The 20481-nt window shown below is 58.0% G+C and carries 10 protein-coding genes; 4 read left to right on the top strand and 6 right to left on the bottom strand.

All coding sequences use genetic code 11. The features are described from left to right. The 4 genes from PY311_RS11495 to PY311_RS11480 all read right to left on the bottom strand — a co-directional run bounded on the left by PY311_RS11495 (position 1) and on the right by PY311_RS11480 (position 10131). The gene (locus tag PY311_RS11495; RefSeq protein ID WP_286148834.1) at positions 1 to 957 is read right to left on the bottom strand and encodes a branched-chain amino acid ABC transporter permease; all 957 of its coding nucleotides are present in this window, start codon (positions 955 to 957) and stop codon (positions 1 to 3) included. A gap of 13 nt (positions 958 to 970) precedes the next feature. Continuing rightward, the gene (locus PY311_RS11490) at positions 971 to 1843 is read right to left on the bottom strand and encodes a branched-chain amino acid ABC transporter permease (protein ID WP_286148833.1); all 873 of its coding nucleotides are present in this window, start codon (positions 1841 to 1843) and stop codon (positions 971 to 973) included. An 87-nt stretch (positions 1844 to 1930) separates the two neighbouring features. Then, positions 1931 to 3142 (bottom strand): ABC transporter substrate-binding protein, encoded by a 1212-nt coding sequence (locus PY311_RS11485; RefSeq protein WP_286148832.1) that lies wholly within the window; start codon positions 3140 to 3142, stop codon positions 1931 to 1933. Positions 3143 to 3504: 362 nt separating this feature from the next. After that, entirely contained in the window at positions 3505 to 10131 is a 6627-nt protein-coding gene (locus tag PY311_RS11480) for an InlB B-repeat-containing protein (protein ID WP_286148831.1), read from the bottom strand. A gap of 437 nt (positions 10132 to 10568) precedes the next feature. On the opposite strand from PY311_RS11480, the gene PY311_RS11475 reads away from it, so the two are divergent. Beyond that, on the top strand, positions 10569 to 11789 hold the full coding sequence (locus tag PY311_RS11475; RefSeq protein ID WP_286148830.1) for an MFS transporter: 1221 nt from the start codon (positions 10569 to 10571) through the stop codon (positions 11787 to 11789). Positions 11790 to 11920: 131 nt separating this feature from the next. On the opposite strand, the gene PY311_RS11470 is transcribed toward PY311_RS11475, so the two are convergent. Next, positions 11921 to 13324: an alanine/glycine:cation symporter family protein gene (locus tag PY311_RS11470; RefSeq protein WP_286148829.1), complete on the bottom strand. Its 1404-nt coding sequence runs from the start codon at positions 13322 to 13324 to the stop codon at positions 11921 to 11923. Positions 13325 to 14453: 1129 nt separating this feature from the next. Here PY311_RS11470 and PY311_RS11465 point away from each other — a divergent pair. The 3 genes from PY311_RS11465 to PY311_RS11455 all read left to right on the top strand — a co-directional run bounded on the left by PY311_RS11465 (position 14454) and on the right by PY311_RS11455 (position 19383). Further along, the gene (locus PY311_RS11465) at positions 14454 to 15758 is read left to right on the top strand and encodes a RepB family plasmid replication initiator protein (protein WP_286148828.1); all 1305 of its coding nucleotides are present in this window, start codon (positions 14454 to 14456) and stop codon (positions 15756 to 15758) included. Between the two features lie 415 nt (positions 15759 to 16173). Continuing rightward, positions 16174 to 17994 (top strand): DnaB-like helicase C-terminal domain-containing protein, encoded by a 1821-nt coding sequence (locus PY311_RS11460; RefSeq protein WP_286148827.1) that lies wholly within the window; start codon positions 16174 to 16176, stop codon positions 17992 to 17994. Between the two features lie 156 nt (positions 17995 to 18150). Further along, a complete protein-coding gene (locus tag PY311_RS11455; protein WP_286148826.1) occupies positions 18151 to 19383 on the top strand; it encodes a diaminopropionate ammonia-lyase in 1233 nt (410 codons plus the stop codon). Positions 19384 to 19459: 76 nt separating this feature from the next. Here the strand turns inward: PY311_RS11455 and PY311_RS11450 are convergent, their stop codons facing one another. Beyond that, positions 19460 to 20278 carry a glycoside hydrolase family 25 protein gene (locus PY311_RS11450; protein WP_286148825.1) on the bottom strand — a complete coding sequence of 273 codons (819 nt, stop codon included), beginning with the start codon at positions 20276 to 20278 and terminating at the stop codon, positions 19460 to 19462. Positions 20279 to 20481 lie beyond the last annotated feature (203 nt).

Here is a 20481-nt window from a genome sequence, read left to right as displayed (position 1 = left end):
TCAGCGGCCCCCCTTCTCAGTTGTCTCAGCCTGCTTCCGGCCGCTCAGGCGTGCCGGCAGCGTGCGGAACCAGTGGATGGTCCGCTTCAGGGAAAATTCCTTATAGCCGTACAGGCCGCTGGGCTTGAACAGGATGATGAGCACCACGGCCATGCCGTAGAGCAGCATACGGTAGTTGGCAAGGGAACGGAAGATCTCCGGCAGCACCGTGACGATGATGGCGCCCAGCACGGAGCCGGTGAGGGAGCCGAGGCCGCCGATCACGGTGGTGGTGATGAGCTCGCAGCTCTTGGCAAGGTTGAAGCTGCTGGGAACGATGTACATAAGGTAGCCGCCGTACAGCGCGCCGGCCCAGCCGGCATAGATGGCGGAGAACACGAAGCTCATCCGCTTGACCCGGAAGGCGTTGATGCCCACGGCCTCGGCCGCCATCTCGTTTTCACGGATGGACGTCAGGTTCCGGCCGTACTTGGAGTGGATGAAGCGCCACGCCGCGAAAAACGCCAGCACCACGCACACAAGGCTGAACAGCGCGTTGGAATACGCGGGGATGCCGGGATAGCCCGCAGAGCCGCCGGTGATGTTCTTCGTGTAGTTGAACAGCACACGGACGCACTCGCCGAAGCCAAGGCAGGTGATAAGGAAATAGTCGCCCTTCAGCCGCAGGGTGATGGAACCCAGCAGAAAAGCGATGAAGCCCGCGAACAGAGCGCCTAAGATGATGGCCAGCAGGAAGTTCACGTTGAACTTCACCGTCAAAATGGCGGCGGTGTAGGCGCCGATGGACATAAAGCCCGCGTTGCCGAAGGAGAACAGGCGGGTGAAGCCCGTCAGCACCGACATACCCAGCACGGCGATGATGTTGATGCACACCATGATGATCACGCCCTGCAAATAGGTATTGATGCCCAGTGCGCCGCACACGGCGCTGTTGATACTGTTAAATAATGCAAGCATTCCTCTGCCCCCCTTATGCCTTGTCCTGCACGTCCACGCCAAACAGGCCGCTGGGCTTGACCAGCAGAAGGACGATCAGCAGTGCGAAGGAGAAAAAGTCTCGGAGACTGGAGCTGACGAACGCAGAGACAAACGTTTCGATCACGCCCAGAATGATAGCGCCCACAATGGCACCGGGCACGCTGCCGAGGCCGCCGATAACGGAGGCGATGAACGCCTTGAGGCCCACGTTGCCCATGGTGGGGAACACATTATATTTCATTCCGTACAGAACGCCGGCCACACCGGCCAGAGCGCCCGCCAGCACGAACACCGTGGCGATGCAGCGGTCCACCTTCACTCCAAGGACCTTGGCGGCGTGGGCGTTGCAGGCGATTGCACGGACATTGAGTCCGAATTGCGTCTTATTGATGAGGTACACCAGAATGGCGATGATAACGGCGGTGATGCCAAGGCTCACAAGGTCCAGCACACCGATGTAGGCGGACGCCACCTGAATGGTGGAGACCGGCAGCTTGAAGGGATAGGACCGGTACTGACCGGAGAAGATCAGGTTGGCCGCCTGCTGGAACATATTGGAAAGGCCCATGGCGGCGATCATCAGGAACATATTGGGGGCGCCATTGCGGCGGATACGGCGATAGGCAAGGCGCTCGCACAGAAAGCTCACCAGTGCGCCGCCCATCATGCCGCCGATGGCGGCGAGAACAAAGGGCATTCCCATGATGTTGGACAGGACGATGGCGACATAAGCGCTGACCATGGCGAATTCGCCGTGGGCCCAGTTCGAGAAGTCCAGCAGACTGTAGATCAGGGAGTAGCCTGTTGCCAGCAGCGCGTAGATACCGCCAACAGAAATGCCCGTCACCAACTGTTGTAAAAACATAATCTTATCACTCCTAAAGTCGCAGTAGAGGCTTTTGTCTAAAAAAATGCAGGGGGAAGGAGAATATCCTTCCCCCTGTCACGGACATTACTGGGCCTCGATGATCTCCTTGAAGTCGAAGGAGTCACCATGGCACTCATACACGGCGCAAGCCATGGACGGGTTGTGGGTAGCGGGGTCCATGACCAGCGTACCGATCAGGCCCTCGAACACATCGGTCTGCTCCAGAGCGTCGCGGATGGCCTGAGGATCGGCGGAGCCGGCGCGGTTGATGGCATCCACCAGCCACATCACACCGTCATGACCGAACAGGCACTCGCCCTCCATGGTGATGTTGTAGGTCTTGGCGACCTCCTCGCCGAAGGCCTTGGCCTCGGGAGTGCTGAAGCCGATACGGGAGACATACAGGCAGTTCTCCAAAGCACCCTCAGCCTCACCGGCCAGCTGGGCGGAGTCCCAACCGTCATGACCCATCAGCATGCAGTCGATGCCCATCTCACGGGCCTGCTTTGCAAAGGTAGCGTTCTTAGCATAGTCGTTCATGATGACGAACACAATGTCGGGGTTCTTAGCGCCGATGTTGGCCAGCTGTGCGCGGAAGTCCACGTCGCCATCCTGGCACTGCTCGTCAGCCACGATGGTGCCGCCCTTAGCGGTGAAGGCATCACGCAGGAACTGACCAACAGACTCGGAGTTGGTGTTGCCGGCCACGGTGAACAGAGCCGCGTTCCGGGAACCCAGCGTATCATAGGCATAGTTGCCGATGACGGTGCCGAGATAGGAGTCGATGAAGCACATACGGAAGGAATAGGGGTGCAGGTTGCCGTTTTCATCCACGGTGACCAGCTCGTTGGAGGCGGCAGTGCCGATGATGGGCACCTTCACCTCGTCGGCAACGGAGGCCATGGGGATGTTGCAGGAGGAGAAGTTCGTGCCGATCTCGGCCACGATGTTATGTACCTCCACCAGATTCTTGAAAGCGGACACGGAGTCGGCGGGCTCGCCCTTACCGTCCATGGGGACCAGCTCCAGCATCTTGCCATCCAGAACGCCGCCGTTCTCGTTGACCTGCTTGATAGCAAGCTCGGCGCCGTACTGTCCGGCCGTGCCCCACAGGGCGGTAGCGCCGGTCAGGTCGGAAACATATCCGATCTTAATGGTATCGGAATCGGAAGCGGTGTCGGAGCCGGTGTTAGAGCTGTCACTGCCAGGAGTGCTGGGGGCAGCGCTGTTGCCGCCGCAGGCAGCCAGGGACAAGACCATGGTGAGCGTCAGCAGGAGAGAAAAAATCTTTTTCATAACATACCTCCATCATCATTTACCCTATTCAGGGTTTGCCTTATCTTAGCACTTTTGCACAGTTCTGTCAACAAACCGGTCTCCGCTTTTAGTCAATATCGGTCATAACGCTTTCGACCGTCTTGTGCATCTTCGTGTAAGTAACCGATTACATTCCGGACAAACTGACGTTTCCTCTACATATTTTTGGTTTTCTTGTGGTAATCACAAATTTTATCACGATTTGCAACATTTTCGGTCAAGCTCCCGGCGCTGCGGCGTCTTAACAGACCGCTCCCGGCGCATACAAAGGCCCCGGCGACCGTCCGCATGGGACAGCCGCCGGGGCCCTATGCTGTAATGTTCGGTTTTGTCTGTGCCTGTTACGCGATGGAGGGCTCCTCCGTGGTGAGAACAGCCTCATCCTTAGCCGGGAGGGCGTCAGGAGCCTCCGTCACCGAGACCACATCGACAGGCTCCTCGTCCGCAAATACGGCGGGCAGCTCCGCCTCTGCGGATTGAGTGGAGGTTCGGAAGAAAGCGTGAAGGTATTTATAGTCTTTGTAGTACAATGTACTAAAATCTCCCCACTCATCACTTTCGTTCTTTTTCCCCTGATACGTCATGTAGAGGCTCTGCACAATATTTTCATTGCCGAACCTACCATCGAGCCATAGCGCGCGTGTGTTACCGGCCGCATCCAAACAACCCAAAATATAAATTTTGTCAGCTTCAATGCCATACTCATTCAATCTATAGGGTGTTGCCTCTCCGGCTATGACCTTGGCATTTTCCTCAATCCTGACCTCATTTGTCTTGGTGTAAATCGCAGCGCTGGTCTTATTAGCCATAACAGACGAGGTAATCTTTCCCTTTTCCAGAATGATCTTACCTTCCCCGTTATAAATGCCGTAAGCCTTTGTTCCATCAGGCATAACATCAATGTCCAAATAGCCACCGTTTGCAACAGAAATGGTCAGGTCGCCCTTTTGTGCATAAATGCCGCAGTTGACCAGTGTCGCATCAGTGGGTAGCTCAATGTTGTTCCTTGTAAGATTATAAATGCTATTGGAACTCACAAGTTTGATGGTCAGATCACTGCTGTAGCTGCTAAAACCAGAGTATCCCAGCCACACGATAGGCGCCGTTACATATTCACCGTTCACATTCAGTGCATTGGTCGGTGTTTCAGAATCAATGGAGTCCCGGTAATTATGAGGTGCAACTCGGATATAGGTCTGATTAAGTGTCAGTACGCCACCGGTAGTAGGATCATAGGTAAAGCTCGCGCTTATCCAATGCTCGTTTTCAGTATCTCCAAATATATCGTCGCGATTGGAACCTGTAACCTGAATCATTTCGCCGCTATCGGGGTCCGCAATGAACAGCGGATATTTGGTATTGTCATTCCAACGGGCATACAGCGTAACATCGTCTTCGTCCTTATCCCACATTCTTACGCTCGTGCCGTTTTCGTCATAATACCTTGTTCCATACCGTTCCGCATCATAGAAGCCGCCAAAGGTGACCAGACCTGTATTATTGGTCGGCAGTTCCGGAATACTCGGCATAGGCTGTCCATACGTGACCGTTATGCTCTCCGTGCCGCCGGTGCCGCCATTGGCGTTCAGATTAACGGTATAGGTCTTGGCTGTCCAGTGGGCGGTGAGGATCACATCGCCGGTCTGCATGGCGGAAATTTCCGTGACCTTCGTCCCGGCGTCCATTTCACCAGCCATATACCAGCCGTCAAAGGTGTAGCCGGTCCGCTTCGCGTCTTGCAGCGTTACCGCCGTGCCGTAGGTGTAGGTATTGGGATTGGAGTGCTCGCCGCCCTCACTATAATAAGTAATGCTGTACACACGATTTTCGGCCTTCCACTGGGCGTAGTAGGTCACATTATCGGTAACGGTCGCGCCCTCAGTCCAAGCCGTGCCGGTACCATTCTTTTCGGTGTTCCAGCCGGTGAAGGTATAGGCGGTGGTGTCAGTGCTGTCCCTGGTGGGCGTAGTGGGCTGGACAATGGCCGTGCCATAGGGCAGCTCCTCAGAGGTCCTGCTCAGTTCATTGCCGCCGTTGGCGTCCCACATCACCTTGTAGGACTTGATATTCTCCCTCCACTGGGCGTAATACATCACATCGGCAGTGACCTTATCCGGGTTATCCGTCAGCGTGTTCAGCGCGGCGCCGGTTCCGTCCGTCTGCGTGTTCCAGCCGAGGAAGTCATAGGTTGCCTTAGCCGTTTCCGCTCTGGTGGGGTCGGCGGGCGGAACGATAACCGTGCCGTAATCCGTCTGGCCGTTGGTGGTGGTATCCGCCATGACCAGCGCAGCGCCGCCGTTGGCATCCCACCCCACGGTATACTTCTGCACACCTGCTGTCCACTGGGCGTAGTAGGTCACATTATCGGTAACGGTCGCACCCTCAGTCCAAGCCGTGCCGGTACCATCCGGCTTGGTATTCCAGCCGTTGAAAGTGTAGTTTTCAGCGGCCGTGCTGGCCTTGGTGGGGTCAGCGGGCGGAACGATGACCGTGCCGTAATCCGTCTGGCCGTTGGTGGTGGTATCCGCCATGACCAGCGCATCGCCGCCGTTGGCGTCCCATGTCACCGTGTACTTTGCGGGCGTCCGCTTAAACTGGGCATAGAACGTCATACCAACCTTGACTCGCATATTGTGGTCATACTGGATGCCGGTTCCGTCCTCCTTCGTGTTCCAGCCGGTAAACTCGTAGGTACCGGTTTTGTCCTCCGCCTTGGTGGGGTGATCGTTCGGTCTCTGCCAGTTACGGATGGCCTCACCATACTGAACCGTACTGGTTCCGATGGACTTTCCATCTACGATCCAGTCTACGGTGAAAGTGATGGGGACCCACTCAGCATAATAGTCAATGCTTTCAGTGGCTGCCGTGCCCTCTACGAAATGCGTCGTTCCATAATCGGAATACCAATATGCAAAGGCGTAGCCCTCTTTTGCCACATGAGGTGCGGTAATCGTCTCGCCATGCCGGTATGTCTTCTCGTATGTTTCAGAGAAACGATCATGGAACTTTACCTGATAGGTATTCAGCTCGTAGTAAACCTTCACCACAGTGGAGCCATCGGCGGCAACGGTCTGCTGCTCAATGGGCTTGGCCGTATACCCCTCTTTGGGCTGCGCCGTCATGTTCGTGGTGCTGTCGGTGTTGCCCTGCCGGGTCTCCGTCTCCATATCGTAGCTGCCGTCCAGCTTTTCGGTGTAATACTCCACGGTGTAGTTCACCAAATTCGGCTTCCAGTGGGCCTCCAGCGTCACGCCGGTCTGGCCCTCCGGGAACGTGGGCATAACGGAGACGCTGCTGTAGCGTTTTCCCTCTGCTGTGTACCAGCCATCAAAGGTGTAGCCCGGTCTTTCAGGGTCAGCCGGCCATGTCAGGGGCGCGCCGCTGCCGCCGGAAAGCCCCGCCACGGCGGAACCGCCCTTGGAGTCAAAGGCAATATAGCGCATACCCGCCGGGTCGCTCCACTCCAGATGAATCGTCTTGCTGATGGGCGTGGAGGTAAACGTCAGAGGTGCTTTCTTCCACACGATGGTCATGTCCGTGCTCTCCGCCAGCGAGCCGTTCACCGGCGCCACCGTCACGGTGTTGGTGGCCGCGTTATAGCTGAACACCGGGTTGGTAAAGGCGATGCGGAAATTGCTCTCCGCGGCATCGTCCCGGTTCAGGTCCTTCAATTTGCCGGTCCTGAGGTCCATAGCCCGCATCAGATACGTGCTGGAGGGCAGCGCCAGCGTTTTGACCGTTTTAAAGGTATAGCCGGTATTGTCCGTGTTGGCAAAGGCATAGATGTTATCTACCTGCCCCGCCGACCACAGCGGCCACTGGTGGGCATACAGCGTGGGGTTATACGTCAGCTTGCTGCTGGAAAACGCCTGCGCCACGAATTTGATTTCAATGTAAATGCCGATCTCGATGCGCATGGCGCCGGAGCTGTTGGAGGCAGCCCCCAGCTTCTCCTGCCATGTCTTATGGTAGTAGAAATAGCCCCAGAGCTGGACGTAGCCGCCCACCTCGGCGGTAATGCCGATCTTGTCCACCTTCAGCGAGAACAGACCCACATACATTTCCAGCTTGATGCCCGCCCGCAGGGCCACGGTGCCTACCACGTAGAAATCAAAGCTGTACTGGGCGGGAACGAGGTCGATGGTCTCGTTTGTGGAGGTCTTGGCCTTCACCCGGACGGAGAAGTTATAGCGCTTGTGGTTCTTGTATTGGAAGTCCATACCCATGGCCACGTTCAGATTGGCGGACACCACAAAGCTGCCCTTGACCTCCCAGCAGAAAATGTGCAGGAAAGCGCTGCCGCTGCTGCGGAACAACTGCTGATTGATAATGGGGCTCCAGGTGCCGCTGGTGTTCTCCATCAGGTCCTGGTACGTGGCCGCAAGGCCCTCCATGCCGGGGGCGGCGGTGTCCGCACCATTGGAGAGCTGCTCCAGCAGCTCCACCACCTGCTCCAGCCGCTTGCCCAGCGCGGCGTCGGACTCCTTCTCATTTTCGGTGTGCACCACGGCCTTGAAATTCACGCCGGTGTAGTTGCCCACCTCAAAGGAGGCGTTGAGAGAGTAGTCATACTTCAAAAAGCCGATCTTGTGGCGCTTGGTGCTGATGCTCTGCTTGAGCAGCACCTCCTCCTTAAACTGGGCCGTGACCTCCACGCTCACATTACCCATTTCCACGGTGAAGGGCACAATGACAGTCACGCCGAAGCCATTGCCACTAAGGTTTTGAAGCTTGCTGTACATACTGACCCGGGCTGCCGTCCAGTCTACCTTAGCCGAGGCGCCGTCCGCTTGCAGCATGGTCCCGCTGATGGTCTGCATCCGGGCCTCAATTTCCTCCGAAGTGGGGATATGACTGGGGTCCTCGCTCTCCAGCAGCACAGCGGCCATATACTGCGCCGCCTGCTCCATGTAGCCGCTCTGCTTTACATCGTCGATCAGGTGCTTTTGGAGCTCGCTCTGCTCCTCCGGCGTCAGAGTAATATCCTCTGCCCGCTCGTAGTAAACGTCCAGCGCTTCATCCAGCGCGGCAGTGTAATCGTTCTCATTTTCGTAGGTTTCATAGGTAATGAGGTACTGCGTACCGTCCTCGCTCTTTTGAACGCCGGTGATTTTGCCGTAGGCAGAGGCTGTAGCGTTTTCGCTGTAAGCACCGTCACAGAACGCAATAAAATCACCCACATCCAGTGCGGTAGCGTCCACGTCCGTCATGGCCTTGGTCATGTCGTTCACTGAAACTGCGATGGTATTGCCATCGGCAGTATCCAAATACTTCTTAGACAGCGGCAGGGTATCCGGCATGAACAGCACATCCTCGGCCTCCGCCATCTCGTAGGTGTATTCGGTTTTACCGTCCGTAGTATCTCCGATTTTTGTGATCTTCACATAGGCCACATCGCCCTTTGTGCTGTCCACATCTGTCAGGTCTGCGGAGCCTCTTGTAAAGGCTACCGTCTCTCCCACGGCATAAGCCGTGGGAGACCGGAACGTTCCGGTGGTCTCGTTGCCCTGTGTGCTGACGCCATCCGTTTTATAAAGGCCCTCAAACACGGAAGCATCCAAGCCCTCCACAGCGCTTGCGTCCTCCTGTTTGACATCTTTGCGGATAGAGGCATTCTGGACCTCATTCTTCTCTACGATAATGTTCAGGTAGCGGACAGAGGCTTCCTTACCCGTAAACTGCGCCTTCTCGTTCAGCAGCTCCACCTGATAAGTCTCACCGGCCTCCAGTACGGCGGAAACGGTTCCATCGGCGCTGAGTTCAAAGTCAACATTGGCGTTGGCATCGGTGATGTCGATGAATTTGATGTCGGCTTTGCTTGCTCCGGTGACGCCAAAGCTGTATTCCCCGGCGCTGACTGTCACGGTCTCGTAGTTAGGCGTTTCGCTGATGGGAACGGTGCCGGTGGTCACGTCCGCGTACAGCGTCACATCATGGGTCAGGGTATCCCCCGCGCCCACGGAGTTTGTCATTTCCGCGTTATAGTACCAGCCAAGGAACACGCCGCCCTTGGGAACGGTGGGCGTAGGCAGCAGGCGGATGGCCGTGCCTGCGGCGTAGGTATTGTCGGTGGGCAGAACCGCGCCCTCGTGGGATACTTCATTGCCCCAGTCAAACATCACCTTATAATAGGTTGTGGTGCTGGTCCCACCGCCGGAGCTTCCCCCGGAGGAACTGCCGCCGGAGCTGCTGCCCCCGCTGTGAGAGCCGCCGGAGGACGAGCTGCCGGAGCTGCTGCTGCCGCTGCCGGAGGTCTGGGCCGCCGGGTCCACGCTGACCCGCTTGGAGGCCACGCCCGGCTCGGTGTACCATGTCTCCACAGCCTTGTCCGTCCGCTGACACAGTGCCGCCGCCTGTGCGCGGCTGGCGTTGCCGGTGGGATTGAACCGCGTCCCGTTGCCGTTCAGAAGACCCGCCTGCCACAGCTTCACCACGGCCTCCCGGGCATAGGGCGCCACGGCGTCCAAATCGGCGGGCACGGTGGTATATTGTGTACCGCCGGTGAGGCGGATGCCGAATTTTTCAAAATAGCGCACAAACAGCGCCGCCATCTGCTGGCGGGTGATAAGCGCGTCCGGGGAAAAGCGTCCGTCCCCGGTGCCGCCGGTGATGCCGTACTGCGCCGCCCACTTCACGTAGGGCGCGTAGTACATTCCCTCCGGCACATCCGTAAAGCCGGTGTCCCCGCCGTACTTCGCCGGGTCAATGCCCGCCATACGGCCCAGCACCGTGACGAACATCCCACGGGTCATAGTGCCGTTGGGACTGAACGTGGTCTCGCTGGTGCCGCTGAAAAAGCCGTTGGCTTTGGCGTACAGCACCGCGTCATAGCACCAGTCCCCCGGCTTCACATCCGTGAAGGGACTGTCTGCCGCGGTGTCTTTGGTTCCGGCCGCCAGCGCGGATACCGGCAGCAGGCTCAGTACCATGCTCACCACCAACAGCAGACTGATGATTCGCTTTTTCATAGCTTCTGCCTCCTTTTTTCACAGCTTGGGCACAGACCCGCCGGCTATCCCCGGCGGCTCCCGCCTGCCCCCAATTTTTCACAGTAACAGCATACCATACCGCCCCATTCGCCGGGGGACATCTGCACGAAACGCACCGATTTCGACATGAATCGCACCCGCCCCCCGGTTTTCGACACGCCTCCCCTTCCCGGCGCGGACTCACGTGAGTTTTGTCCGGGGTTCTTTGGCCGAATTGAAAGGCAAATTTCGATTTCAAATCGTATAATATTCTACTTATTCTACAAAATGGACTGAAAATTGTCGTGTTTCTTCCCAATCCCATGGGAAAAACGGTTGCCTTTTTCCGCCGGAACGTGTATGATGGTCAGGCATGAAATCCGGCGGGCCCGGGGCTGATGCCCCGCGTCCGCCGCTGTCAAGGAGGGCATTGCTCCATGGAGCGCACCAAAGCACAACGGCTGTTTTTAATCGCGCTGTTCCTGTTCACCATCGCCGGGAGTCTCAGTGCTTCCATCATCTCCAATTACTTCAAGGGTGTCTTTGCCGTAGACGCCGTGCAGCGGGGCCTGCTGGAGATTCCCCGGGAGCTGCCGGGAGTTGTGTGCGTGCTGGTCATCGCGGCGCTGCCGACTCTTGGCAGCCTGTCGCTGTCCTTGCTTGGCTTCGGGCTGTACTTCGTGGGCCTGTTCGTGCTGGGACTGCTTTCCCCGAGCTACGCCGTGATGCAGTTGTTCGTATTCACCTATTCGATGGGCGACCATATGTTTATGCCCCTCCGGGACGTCATCGCCATGGATTTATCCGAGGAGGGCAAAACCGGCACATTCCTCGGCACGTACCGCAGTGTGATGACCGTGGCCTCCATGGCGGCCTCTGCGCTGGTGTTTGTGGGCTTCCGGGCGGGCTTTTTCTATTTCCGTCCGGACAGCATTGTACCCACGTTCTGCCTTGCTATGGTGATTTTGGCGGCAGCCATCGTCTGTCTGTGCCGCCTGAGAGCCGCCATGCCCGCGCTGGACGTCCGCAAGCGGGAGGCGGGCCGCCGTGGCCTGCCGGTAAAACGGTGCTACGTACCCTATTACTTCGTCACAGCGGTATACGGCTTCCAGAAGCGGATGCGGGCGGTGTTCGCTCCGTGGATCATCATTGAGCTGCTGTCCATGGGCGCGGACACCGTGGCGCTGCTGGGTATCGCCGCCCACTTCTGTGGGAGTTGGTTCGCCCCCATCATCGGCCGCTTTCTGGACCGCCGGGGCGTCCGGCAGGGCCTGCTGCTGGAATCTGTGAGCGTGGCAGCGGTGTTCCTTTACGCCGCGTGGGCAGTGCATGGCGTAACCTCCGGCGCACTAAGCGGCTATGCCGCCATGGCCGCGGCGTTTTTGGCCTATATTCTCATCTTCATGACCGACCATTTCAACGCCGTGCACACCATGCTCATGCGCTCCCTCAGCGAGTCCCCGGCAGACGTCATGGAAAACCTGTCCTTCGGCCTGAGCATCGACCACATCCTTGCGGTGACGGTCTCCGGCCTGTTGGGCGCCGTGTGGAAGCTATCGGGGCCGCAATGGGTCTTTGTGCTGGGCGCAGCGGTCTGCGCCGTGGATTTGGCCGTGGCCCTGTGGCTGAAGCGGACAGAAACCGCTCCGGCAAAATAGATCATATAGGAATCAGGCAGCGCTCCCGAAACGGAAAACCGTCCGGGGGCGCTGCTTTTCTGCAAACTCACGTGAGTTTTGTCCGGGGAATGGAAACGGCAGGAGGTGTCAAGACACCTCCTGCCGCTTTTTCAGTTCCAATAGGCCGTTTTGCCGCCGAGGCCGATGTCCGCCGCATGAAACACCGGGTCCTTCCCCTCCCGGCGCTGGCGGGTGTAATCCTGAAGCGCCAGCAGCGCGGGCTTTGCCAGCAGCACGATAGAGGGCAGGTTGATAAGGGCCATGAAGCCCATGGTCACATCCGCCGTGTCCCACACAAGGGAGAAGTTCAGCCGCGCGCCTTGAAATACGATGAGCACGGCGATGATGCGGAACACCAGCAGCTCCGTTTTCCGGGCCTCTCGGCTGAGAATGTAGTGGAGGTTGCTCTCGCAGTAATAGTAATTGCCGAGAATGGTGGTAAAGGCGAAGAACAGCGTCATCACCGTGATGAACCAGTTGCCGGCAGGGCCGAAGGTGGCCCCCAGCGCCGCCTGCACGTAGGGCACGCCCTTCAGCTCCGGAGAGGGCGCCACGCCGGAGCACAGGCACAAAAACGCCGTGGCGGAGCAGATGACGAGGGTGTCGAGGAACACGGAGAGCATTTGTGCCAGACCCTGCTTGACCGGGTGGGACACTGAAGCCGCAGCCGCAGCATTGGGGGCGGAGCCCACACCCGCCTCATTGGAGAACAGTCCCCGCTTGATGCCGTGCATCATGGCCGAGCCGGTAAAGCCGCCGAAAATGGCCTTGAAATCAAAGGCATTGCGGAAAATCGCGGCAATGACCCCCGGCAGCAGCCCTATGTGCAGCACAATCATCACCAGCGCCGCCAGCACGTAAATGCCGCCCATCACCGGCACCAGCACACCGGTCACGCGGCTGAGCCGCTGGCTGCCGCCCATAATGCACAGCGCGGTCAGTACCGCCAGCACCGCGCCCACCACCGTAGGCGTTGTGGTGGGAGAGAAAAAGCTATAGCCGGAAAAGGCGTCCATCAGATTATAGGACGCCACCATGTTGAAGCCCACCATGTACGTGAGAATCAAAAACACGGAGAACAGCAGGGCCAGCACCCGGCTCCCCAGCACCTTTTCAATATAGTAGGCCGGGCCGCCCCGGCTGCCGCCGTTTCCGTCCGGCACCTTATAGATCTGCGCCAGCGTGCTCTCAATGAAGGCCGACGCGCCGCCCAGCAGCGCCACCAGCCACATCCAGAACACCGCCCCCACACCGCCGAGGCAGATAGCGAGGGATACGCCCGCAATGTTGCCGGTACCCACCCGGGAGGCTGTGGAGATCATCAGCGCCTGGAACGAAGACACGCCGCCTTCCTCATGCTTTTCCTCCCGCAGAACCCGGAAGGATTCTCCAAACATCCGAAGCTGCACAAAGCGCGTCCGCAGCGTGAAATAGAGGCCCGCCGCCAACAGCAGCGCCACTAAAATGTAGGTATAAAGCCAGTTGCTCAGAACAGAAATTACATAAGCCAGCATAATTTCTCCTTTTCTTCTCCTTATTTTTATATGCTGTCAATCAGCATACCAAAGAACGCACCGCTTTGTCAATGACAACAGGACAATCTCACGCCGCTGTGTCATTCCTGCGCGGAATATCTATCAGAAAAGTGGCCATCTTTCTGTAAAGTATAAATCCTATTCATAGACTGTAAATACTTTTATAGCCGCAAATAGCTATTGGAAAATTGTCCGACCTTCATCCCTTGACAGACCTCGGCGCCGGATTCCCCTATTCCGACTTCTTTTCGTGCAGCGCTATCCCTGATTTCCGATTTGCTTTCGTGCAGACACAATGTCAAACTCCGACTCTTTTTCGTGCAATCATAAAGCGCAGTTCCGACTTAAAATCGTGCACGACTTTTTCCGTGTCCCGACTCAGCTTCGTGCACGCTCATCTGTCTGTTCCGATGTCATTTCGTGCATCCCCTGCCGCGATTTCCGACACGGTTTCGTGCAGGCGATATGCCGAAGGCCGACTTCATTTCGTGCAGAGCTATTCCCAGCTTCCGACTTGATCTCGTGCAAGCCCCATTCCGATTTCCGATTTGCTTTCGTGCAAGCTCCGTCTCCGGCTCCTCGCACCCAATGCGGACTGCTGCGCTGCCTTGTGTCATTTCGAACACAAAACCGCCCGGATATGCAACATTTTGTGTTTGTCCGGGACGGAAAACCGTCAGGGCTTGTGGTGACCGCCCCGGCGGCAGCAAGCCGCCTCCCGGACGCGCCGCCGCAAAAAAACTCACATGAGACTTGTCCGAAGCCTCCCGATTCCCGCTCCGTGCCCCTGACCGACCTGCACGGTTTTAAGTCGGATTTCTTCTCCGAAGCGCCGCTGCGGACACCCGCTCCGAAAACAAACAAAAAAACTTTTTCGTTTGTTGCACGTTTTCGTGCACCAAACCACGTCGGAACGAGGGTATATAGGGGCGCCTGTTCCGCCCGCATCCGACCCCGCCCGTCCGGCTTCTTCCGTTTTCGCCCGGATGGACACGCCGGACACCCGAAAGGGCAGGCTGCCGCCCCGTATTTTTGTTTGCAAAGGAGCGCGAATTGTGATATGCTTGCACTGATCAAATCATATCTGAAAAAGGGAGGATACGCCCGCATGGCACAGATATCCGAATCCTTAGAGGCCCTGCGGAAGGAGGCCCCGGCGCGGTTTCTGGAAAGCGACCAGTTTCAGGAGATGCGTAAGACCTACGAAAAGCTGAAGCCTCTGGCGGACACGAAGCCGAAATCCTTTGCCAAGCAATGCTCCGAATACGATTTCCAGCGCATTTACCCCGTGATGGACGCCTTTTTGTCCGCCCATGACCTCTCCACGCCGGACAAGCTCTCCGCTCTGGTGGAGGCCGCCGCGCCGGAGACCGTCGCGTTTGCCGAAACGCTGATGGACATTTTCTCCGACACGCTCTCCCAGCTTGCCCGGACGGAATACGATGTGCTGGGCAACAGCCCCGCCACCTATTTCATCTGCGGCGTGTGGGCCAACATGAAGCGGGGCCGGGAATTTCATCCGGCGTCCAACGGCATCACCGTCACATACTCCCAGCCGGACGCCTACGGCAACCAGTCCGTGCGCTACCGCAACAAGGACTATGAGATGACGCTGATCTTCGAGGCGGTCAGCGAATACACGAAAAACCTCTCGTGGACCGCCCACCGGCTTCTGATCTACACGCTGATGCGGGGCAACCGGGACGGATGGCGGGATAACTGCGCCCGGTTCAACATCACGGAATACATGGCGTGGTCCGGCCTTTCCAGCCGGGACGCCGCTTACCGCCAGCTCAAAAAGGACGTCCAGTCCATCACAAACGTAAAGCTCACCGCCGAGTCCTATAAAAAATACTTCGAGTCCTTTTACATCACGCACCTTGCCACCGAGGCCAGCATCAAAAAATACACCGGCGAGGTGCAGATCTCCTTTGCCGAAAACGTCCGGCAGTTCCTGACGCAGTATTACCAGCTCATCCCGGACTGGATGGGCCAACTCTCCGAAAATGCCTACCGCATGGCGTTCTACCTTTACTACCGCGCTCGAAAGGCCCCGGTGGACGATGGCGGCAATTTCCTTGTCCGAGTGGAGGACATTATCAACTACATCGGCCTTCCCACCAAAGAGGAGGTCAAGAACCGCAACTATGACGAGGCCATCATCCGTCCCTTTAACCGGGCGGTGGAGGAGATCGAAGACATCTCCGGCGGCTCGCTGCATATGTCCTTCGACTACGATAACATCAACTCATTTCTTGCCGGCAAAATGACCGTCGGCATTGATGAAACGATACAGGGCTACCGCCACAAAATCGAGACCCGCCGGCAGGCCAAGCAGTTAGAGACCGGCAAAAAGAGGGTGTCCCGCAAGAAAAAGGCCGACAACAGCGCCGATAAGCCCACTGAAGGCTGACCTGCATCTGCACGAAACGATGTCGGCTTTCTCCGTCTTGCTGCACCGCGCAAAGCCGCATTGGGGAAAAACACTCCACATCATTCCGTCAATCCGCCGAAAACCCCCACTGAAACCGGCACTTTCCGGCGAAAATACCCCGGTATGTTGGCAATCTTTCCCCATACCGCCGCATATTCCCACCTCGCTCCGTGCTGCGGCGACTTCAACCCGTGCAGACCCGACCCCGCCCCGTGCAGACTTTTTTTCCGCCCCCCTCATTTTTGGGCGCTCCCAACGGTTTCAGCGCCGTGCGCTCCCGTCCTCATCCCCTTATTGATATCTAAGATAATTGATGACCCGGTCTCCGAATATATCCCGGAGGCCGGGTATGTTATACTATTACCGCTCAATAAACCAATAAAAAGGAGCAGCTATGACGGATACCTTTGACTCTCTGCGTCCCATGCTGGAAACCTACCTCCGGGAACAGGGCATTGATCCCCGCAAGCGCTTTCGCTGCCTGAACCCGGAGCATTTCGACCACGATCCCTCCATGGGCTATGATTCGAAACGCCACAAGGTCCACTGCTTTGCCTGCGGCGCAGACTATGACCTCTATGACCTGCTGCAAATGAACGAACACCTGTCCTCACCGTTGGAGGCGCTGGCTGAAGCCTCTCGACGATACGGACACGGCAACATACATACAGACAACCCCGCTTCTTCCGAAAAGCGTCCAACCTCCAAGCCGCAAGCCACGGCTGAAGCACAGCGCTATATTGTAAGCTGCGCGGCGCATCGGGGGGAGACGGATTATTTTGTCCGGCGAGGTCTCTCTGAGAAAACCGCCGCCCGATTTCAATTAGGCTACGATTCGGCCCTTGACTGCGTGGTGCTGCCCTGTGATGGAGGGCACATCGTCCGGCGAGCTGTGGCGGAAAAGCGCTATCTCAATGAAAAGGGTCTGCCCTCACCGCTATTTCAGGCGGATAAGCTCACCGGCAGCCAGCCGGTCTTCATAGTAGAGGGCGTGTTCGATGCACTCTCCGCCGAGGAACTGGGCTTCTGCGCCTGTGCCATGAACGGCAGCGGCAACCGAACGAAAATCGCGGCCATTCTGCAAACGCTTTCGGACAGCGCGCCGATACTGCTGCTGCCGGATAATGACAAAGCCGGGGACGAATGGGCCTCCGTCCTGACGGAGCAGTTCCCGTGGCTGTACCGCTGTCCGCCATTGCCGGAGGGCAAGGACCTCAACGAGCTTCTCTGTGCGGACAGAGCACTTGCAGGGCAGTACCTTCAAAGCTGCATCGACAGCCGCGCCGCTCAGCTCCCACCACCCTATGAGACCCGCAGCGCGGCGGGACAGATGGCTCTGTTAGAGGATTACATCGCCCTGCAGGCGGAGCGTCCGCCTCTTTCCACCGGCTTTTCCAAACTGGACGCGGCGCTGGATGGCGGCCTCTACGATGGACTGTACGTCATGGGCGCGGTGAGCTCACTCGGCAAGACCGCGTTTTGTATGCAGATGGCGGACAATTTAGCCCGGCAGGGGCGGGACGTTCTCATTTTCACGCTGGAAATGACCGCCTTTGAGTTGATGGCCCGCTCCATCAGCCGGGAGACGTTTCTCGCCGATGACAGCCGCACGAAATTCCGTTCCCGCACCGTTCGCGGCGTGCTGGACGGGCGCCGCTACCCGGACTACTCGTTAGAGGAGCGGGAGCATCTGCAAAGGGCCAAATCTGCCTACGCCGCCTACGCCGGACATCTCTGGTTCCGGGAGGGCGACCACGAGACAGGGCTGGACTATATCCGTGCCGAGCTGCGCCGCCACATCCGGGAAACCGGCGTGCGCCCGGTGGTGCTCATCGACTATCTGCAGATCATCGCCCCGGTGGACGTCCATTTTACGGACAAGCAGAATCTGGACCGCTCCGTCTGCGCCCTGAAAAAGCTCAGCCGTGAGGAGGGCTTAACTATTTTCGCCATTTCCTCCTTCAACCGGGAAAATTACAATTTAGAGGTCAGCATGAACGCCTTCAAGGAATCCGGCGGCATCGATTACTCCGCTGACGTCCTCATCGGTCTTCAGGCCCGGGGCGCGGGACGTCCCGGCTTCAGCGTGGACGAGGAAAAGCGCAAGGACCCCCGGGAGCTGGAGCTGAAGATTTTAAAAAACCGCTCCGGCGGTCTGGGCGCGGCGATTCCCTACCGCTATTACCCGGCATTTTCGTGCTTTGAGGAGCAGTAGGACAAAACTCACGTGAGTTCTGTCCGAAAATTGCTCCTTGCGTCCCAACCTGCGCTCCTGTATAGTAATAGTATCTCCAGATTCCCGCCGGTTCAGACCGGCAGAATCAATTTTTAGATTCCTTCCGGTTTTCCGGGGGGAGAAGTGAGGTGCACCATGCTTGATTCCACGACTGTCCGCGTTGTTTCCATGCTGGAAAATCCCCATACTGCCGCCCCCACGGCGGACACGAGCTTCCTTTCCAGGGAGGCCACCGCTCCGGCCCGGCGGCTCCACCGTTCCATGACGGGCTATGCCCCTACGCCACTGGTGGAATTATCCGGTCTTGCCAAACGGGGCGGCGTCCGCTCCGTGCTGGTGAAAGACGAGTCCCCGCGCTTCGGCCTCAACGCCTTTAAGGCGCTGGGCGGACTGTACGCTCTGTTCCGGGTGGTGTGCCGGGAGCTGGGGCTGGATCACCGCACCGCCACCATGGACACGCTGAAGTCCCCGGAATATCGGGACCGGGTCTCCCGCATGGAGTTCATCACCACCACGGACGGAAACCACGGTCGGGGTGTCTCATGGGCTGCCGGAATGCTGGGCTGCCGTGCCCATGTGTTCATGCCGAGAGGCTCCGTAGAGGTCCGGGCGCAGGCCATTCGGGAGGTCGGCAATGCCGATGTCACCATCACCGACCTGACGTATGACGATGCCGTGCGTTATTCGGCAAAGCTGGCGGAGGAAAACGGCTGGTTCCTGGTACAGGATACCGCGTGGCCCGGCTATGAAGATGTCCCCACATGGATCGTGCAGGGCTACACCACCATGCTCTTTGAAGCGCTGGACCAGCTCCGGGACAAAGGCTATGACCGTCCCTCCCATGTGTTTTTGCAGGCCGGTGTCGGCGCTATGGCCGGCGGTGTGCTGGGTGCGCTGCAAAGTGTGTACGGCACGGCGCTGCCCTGCGTCTCCATTGTGGAGCCGGACCATGTGGCCTGCATTTACGAGTCTGTTCAGCAGCAGGACGGTGCGACACATCCTGCCACCGGGGACAATATGACGATCATGGCGGGACTGAACTGCGGCGAGGTCTGTCAAGTTACATGGCCCATTATGCGGGACTATGCCGACTTCTGCTTTGCCTGTGACGATCGTGTAACGGCCCGCGGTATGCGGGTGCTGGCCGCTCCCCGGGACGGTGACGCTCAGGTGATCTCTGGTGAATCCGGCGCGGTGACATCGGGACTGGTCTCTCTGCTGCTTTGCGACCCCGCTTATGCTGCTCTTCGGGATAAGCTGAAGCTGGACGAACACTCCGTTATCCTCCTGTTCAGCACCGAGGGGGACACGGATCCAGCTGGCTGGCGCAATGTGGTCTATAACGGTGCCTACCCTATGGCGGAATAACGCGGACGATTAGCCTAATCGGACAAAAAGGGCGGCTCCCACTCCGGGAGCCGCCCTTTGATACCTATTATAATATTTAAGTGCCCGACTTCTCGAACCAGAGGTCCATGTCCACCGGTCCGCTAATACCGGGGAGCGTGCCTTCCTCGGTGTACTGCCACAGCAGCACACCCCGTTCCAGCGTGGGCGGTTGGCCGTACCCGGCGTACCAGATGGGCCAGTCCGCCAGCGCGTCTAAATCGTACATGGCCCCGGACCAGTGGCCGTTCATGTACACCACGCTGCGAAGTCCCGCGGTTTCCAGTACTTGGCAGAACGCCGCTGCGTTCAGTGTGGCCTGCTGGCCGGTGAGGGCGTCTGTCCTGGCCTCGTCTGCTGTGTAGAACTCCAAATCGTAGGCGACAGGTCCTGTCAATCCCAGCGCTTGTACCCGCTCCAGCGTAAACAGAGCCTCCTCCTCGGCCTCGGCTTCTGTTAAGGCTTGGGAGTAGAAGTAGACGCCCACCTCCAGTCCGGCGGCCTTTGCACCTTGGACATTCTGCAAAAAGCGGCTGTCCTCCACGATGGCCCCGGTGCCGTAGCCCCGGAAGCCCACCCGCACTATGGCAAACTCCGCCCCGGCCTCCCGGACTGCGTTCCAGTCAATGTCCCCCTGATAGGAGGAAACATCCACGCCTGTCCGGGCAATAACGTCCCCGGTGGGGTCGGTGTAGTGGTAAAGCGGCCCGGAGGTGTCCAGATACGCCGCCTGCGGCATGATGCCCTGTCCTGCTGGGACAGCTTCTGCCCGCAGTGTCGACCAGAGCAGCAGCACTGTCAGCAGCGTCAGTATCGCCACCCATATTTTGTTTCTCGGCGCGGCTTTTGTCCGCTTGCCGCCGGAATGAGCGCTCATGGCCCCGCCTCCCTTGCTTTCATTCCTGCTTATTGTAGCACAGCGGGACGGGATTGTGTGAATAAAGTCTGAATTTGCCGCTTTGCGGGGGGCAGTGGGGCATAAGTCATACCTATTGTACAAATTAGAGGTAAAGAGGATGGTAAAAAGGGGAAGAAGGAGGGGTAGAAATTGGTAAAAAGGCCGAAAGGGAAGAAAAAGGG

This window comes from Neopoerus faecalis, assembly GCF_029218125.1.
GTDB lineage: Bacteria > Bacillota > Clostridia > Oscillospirales > Oscillospiraceae > Oscillibacter > Oscillibacter faecalis_A.
This window is presented reverse-complemented; position numbering and strand designations above follow the sequence as displayed.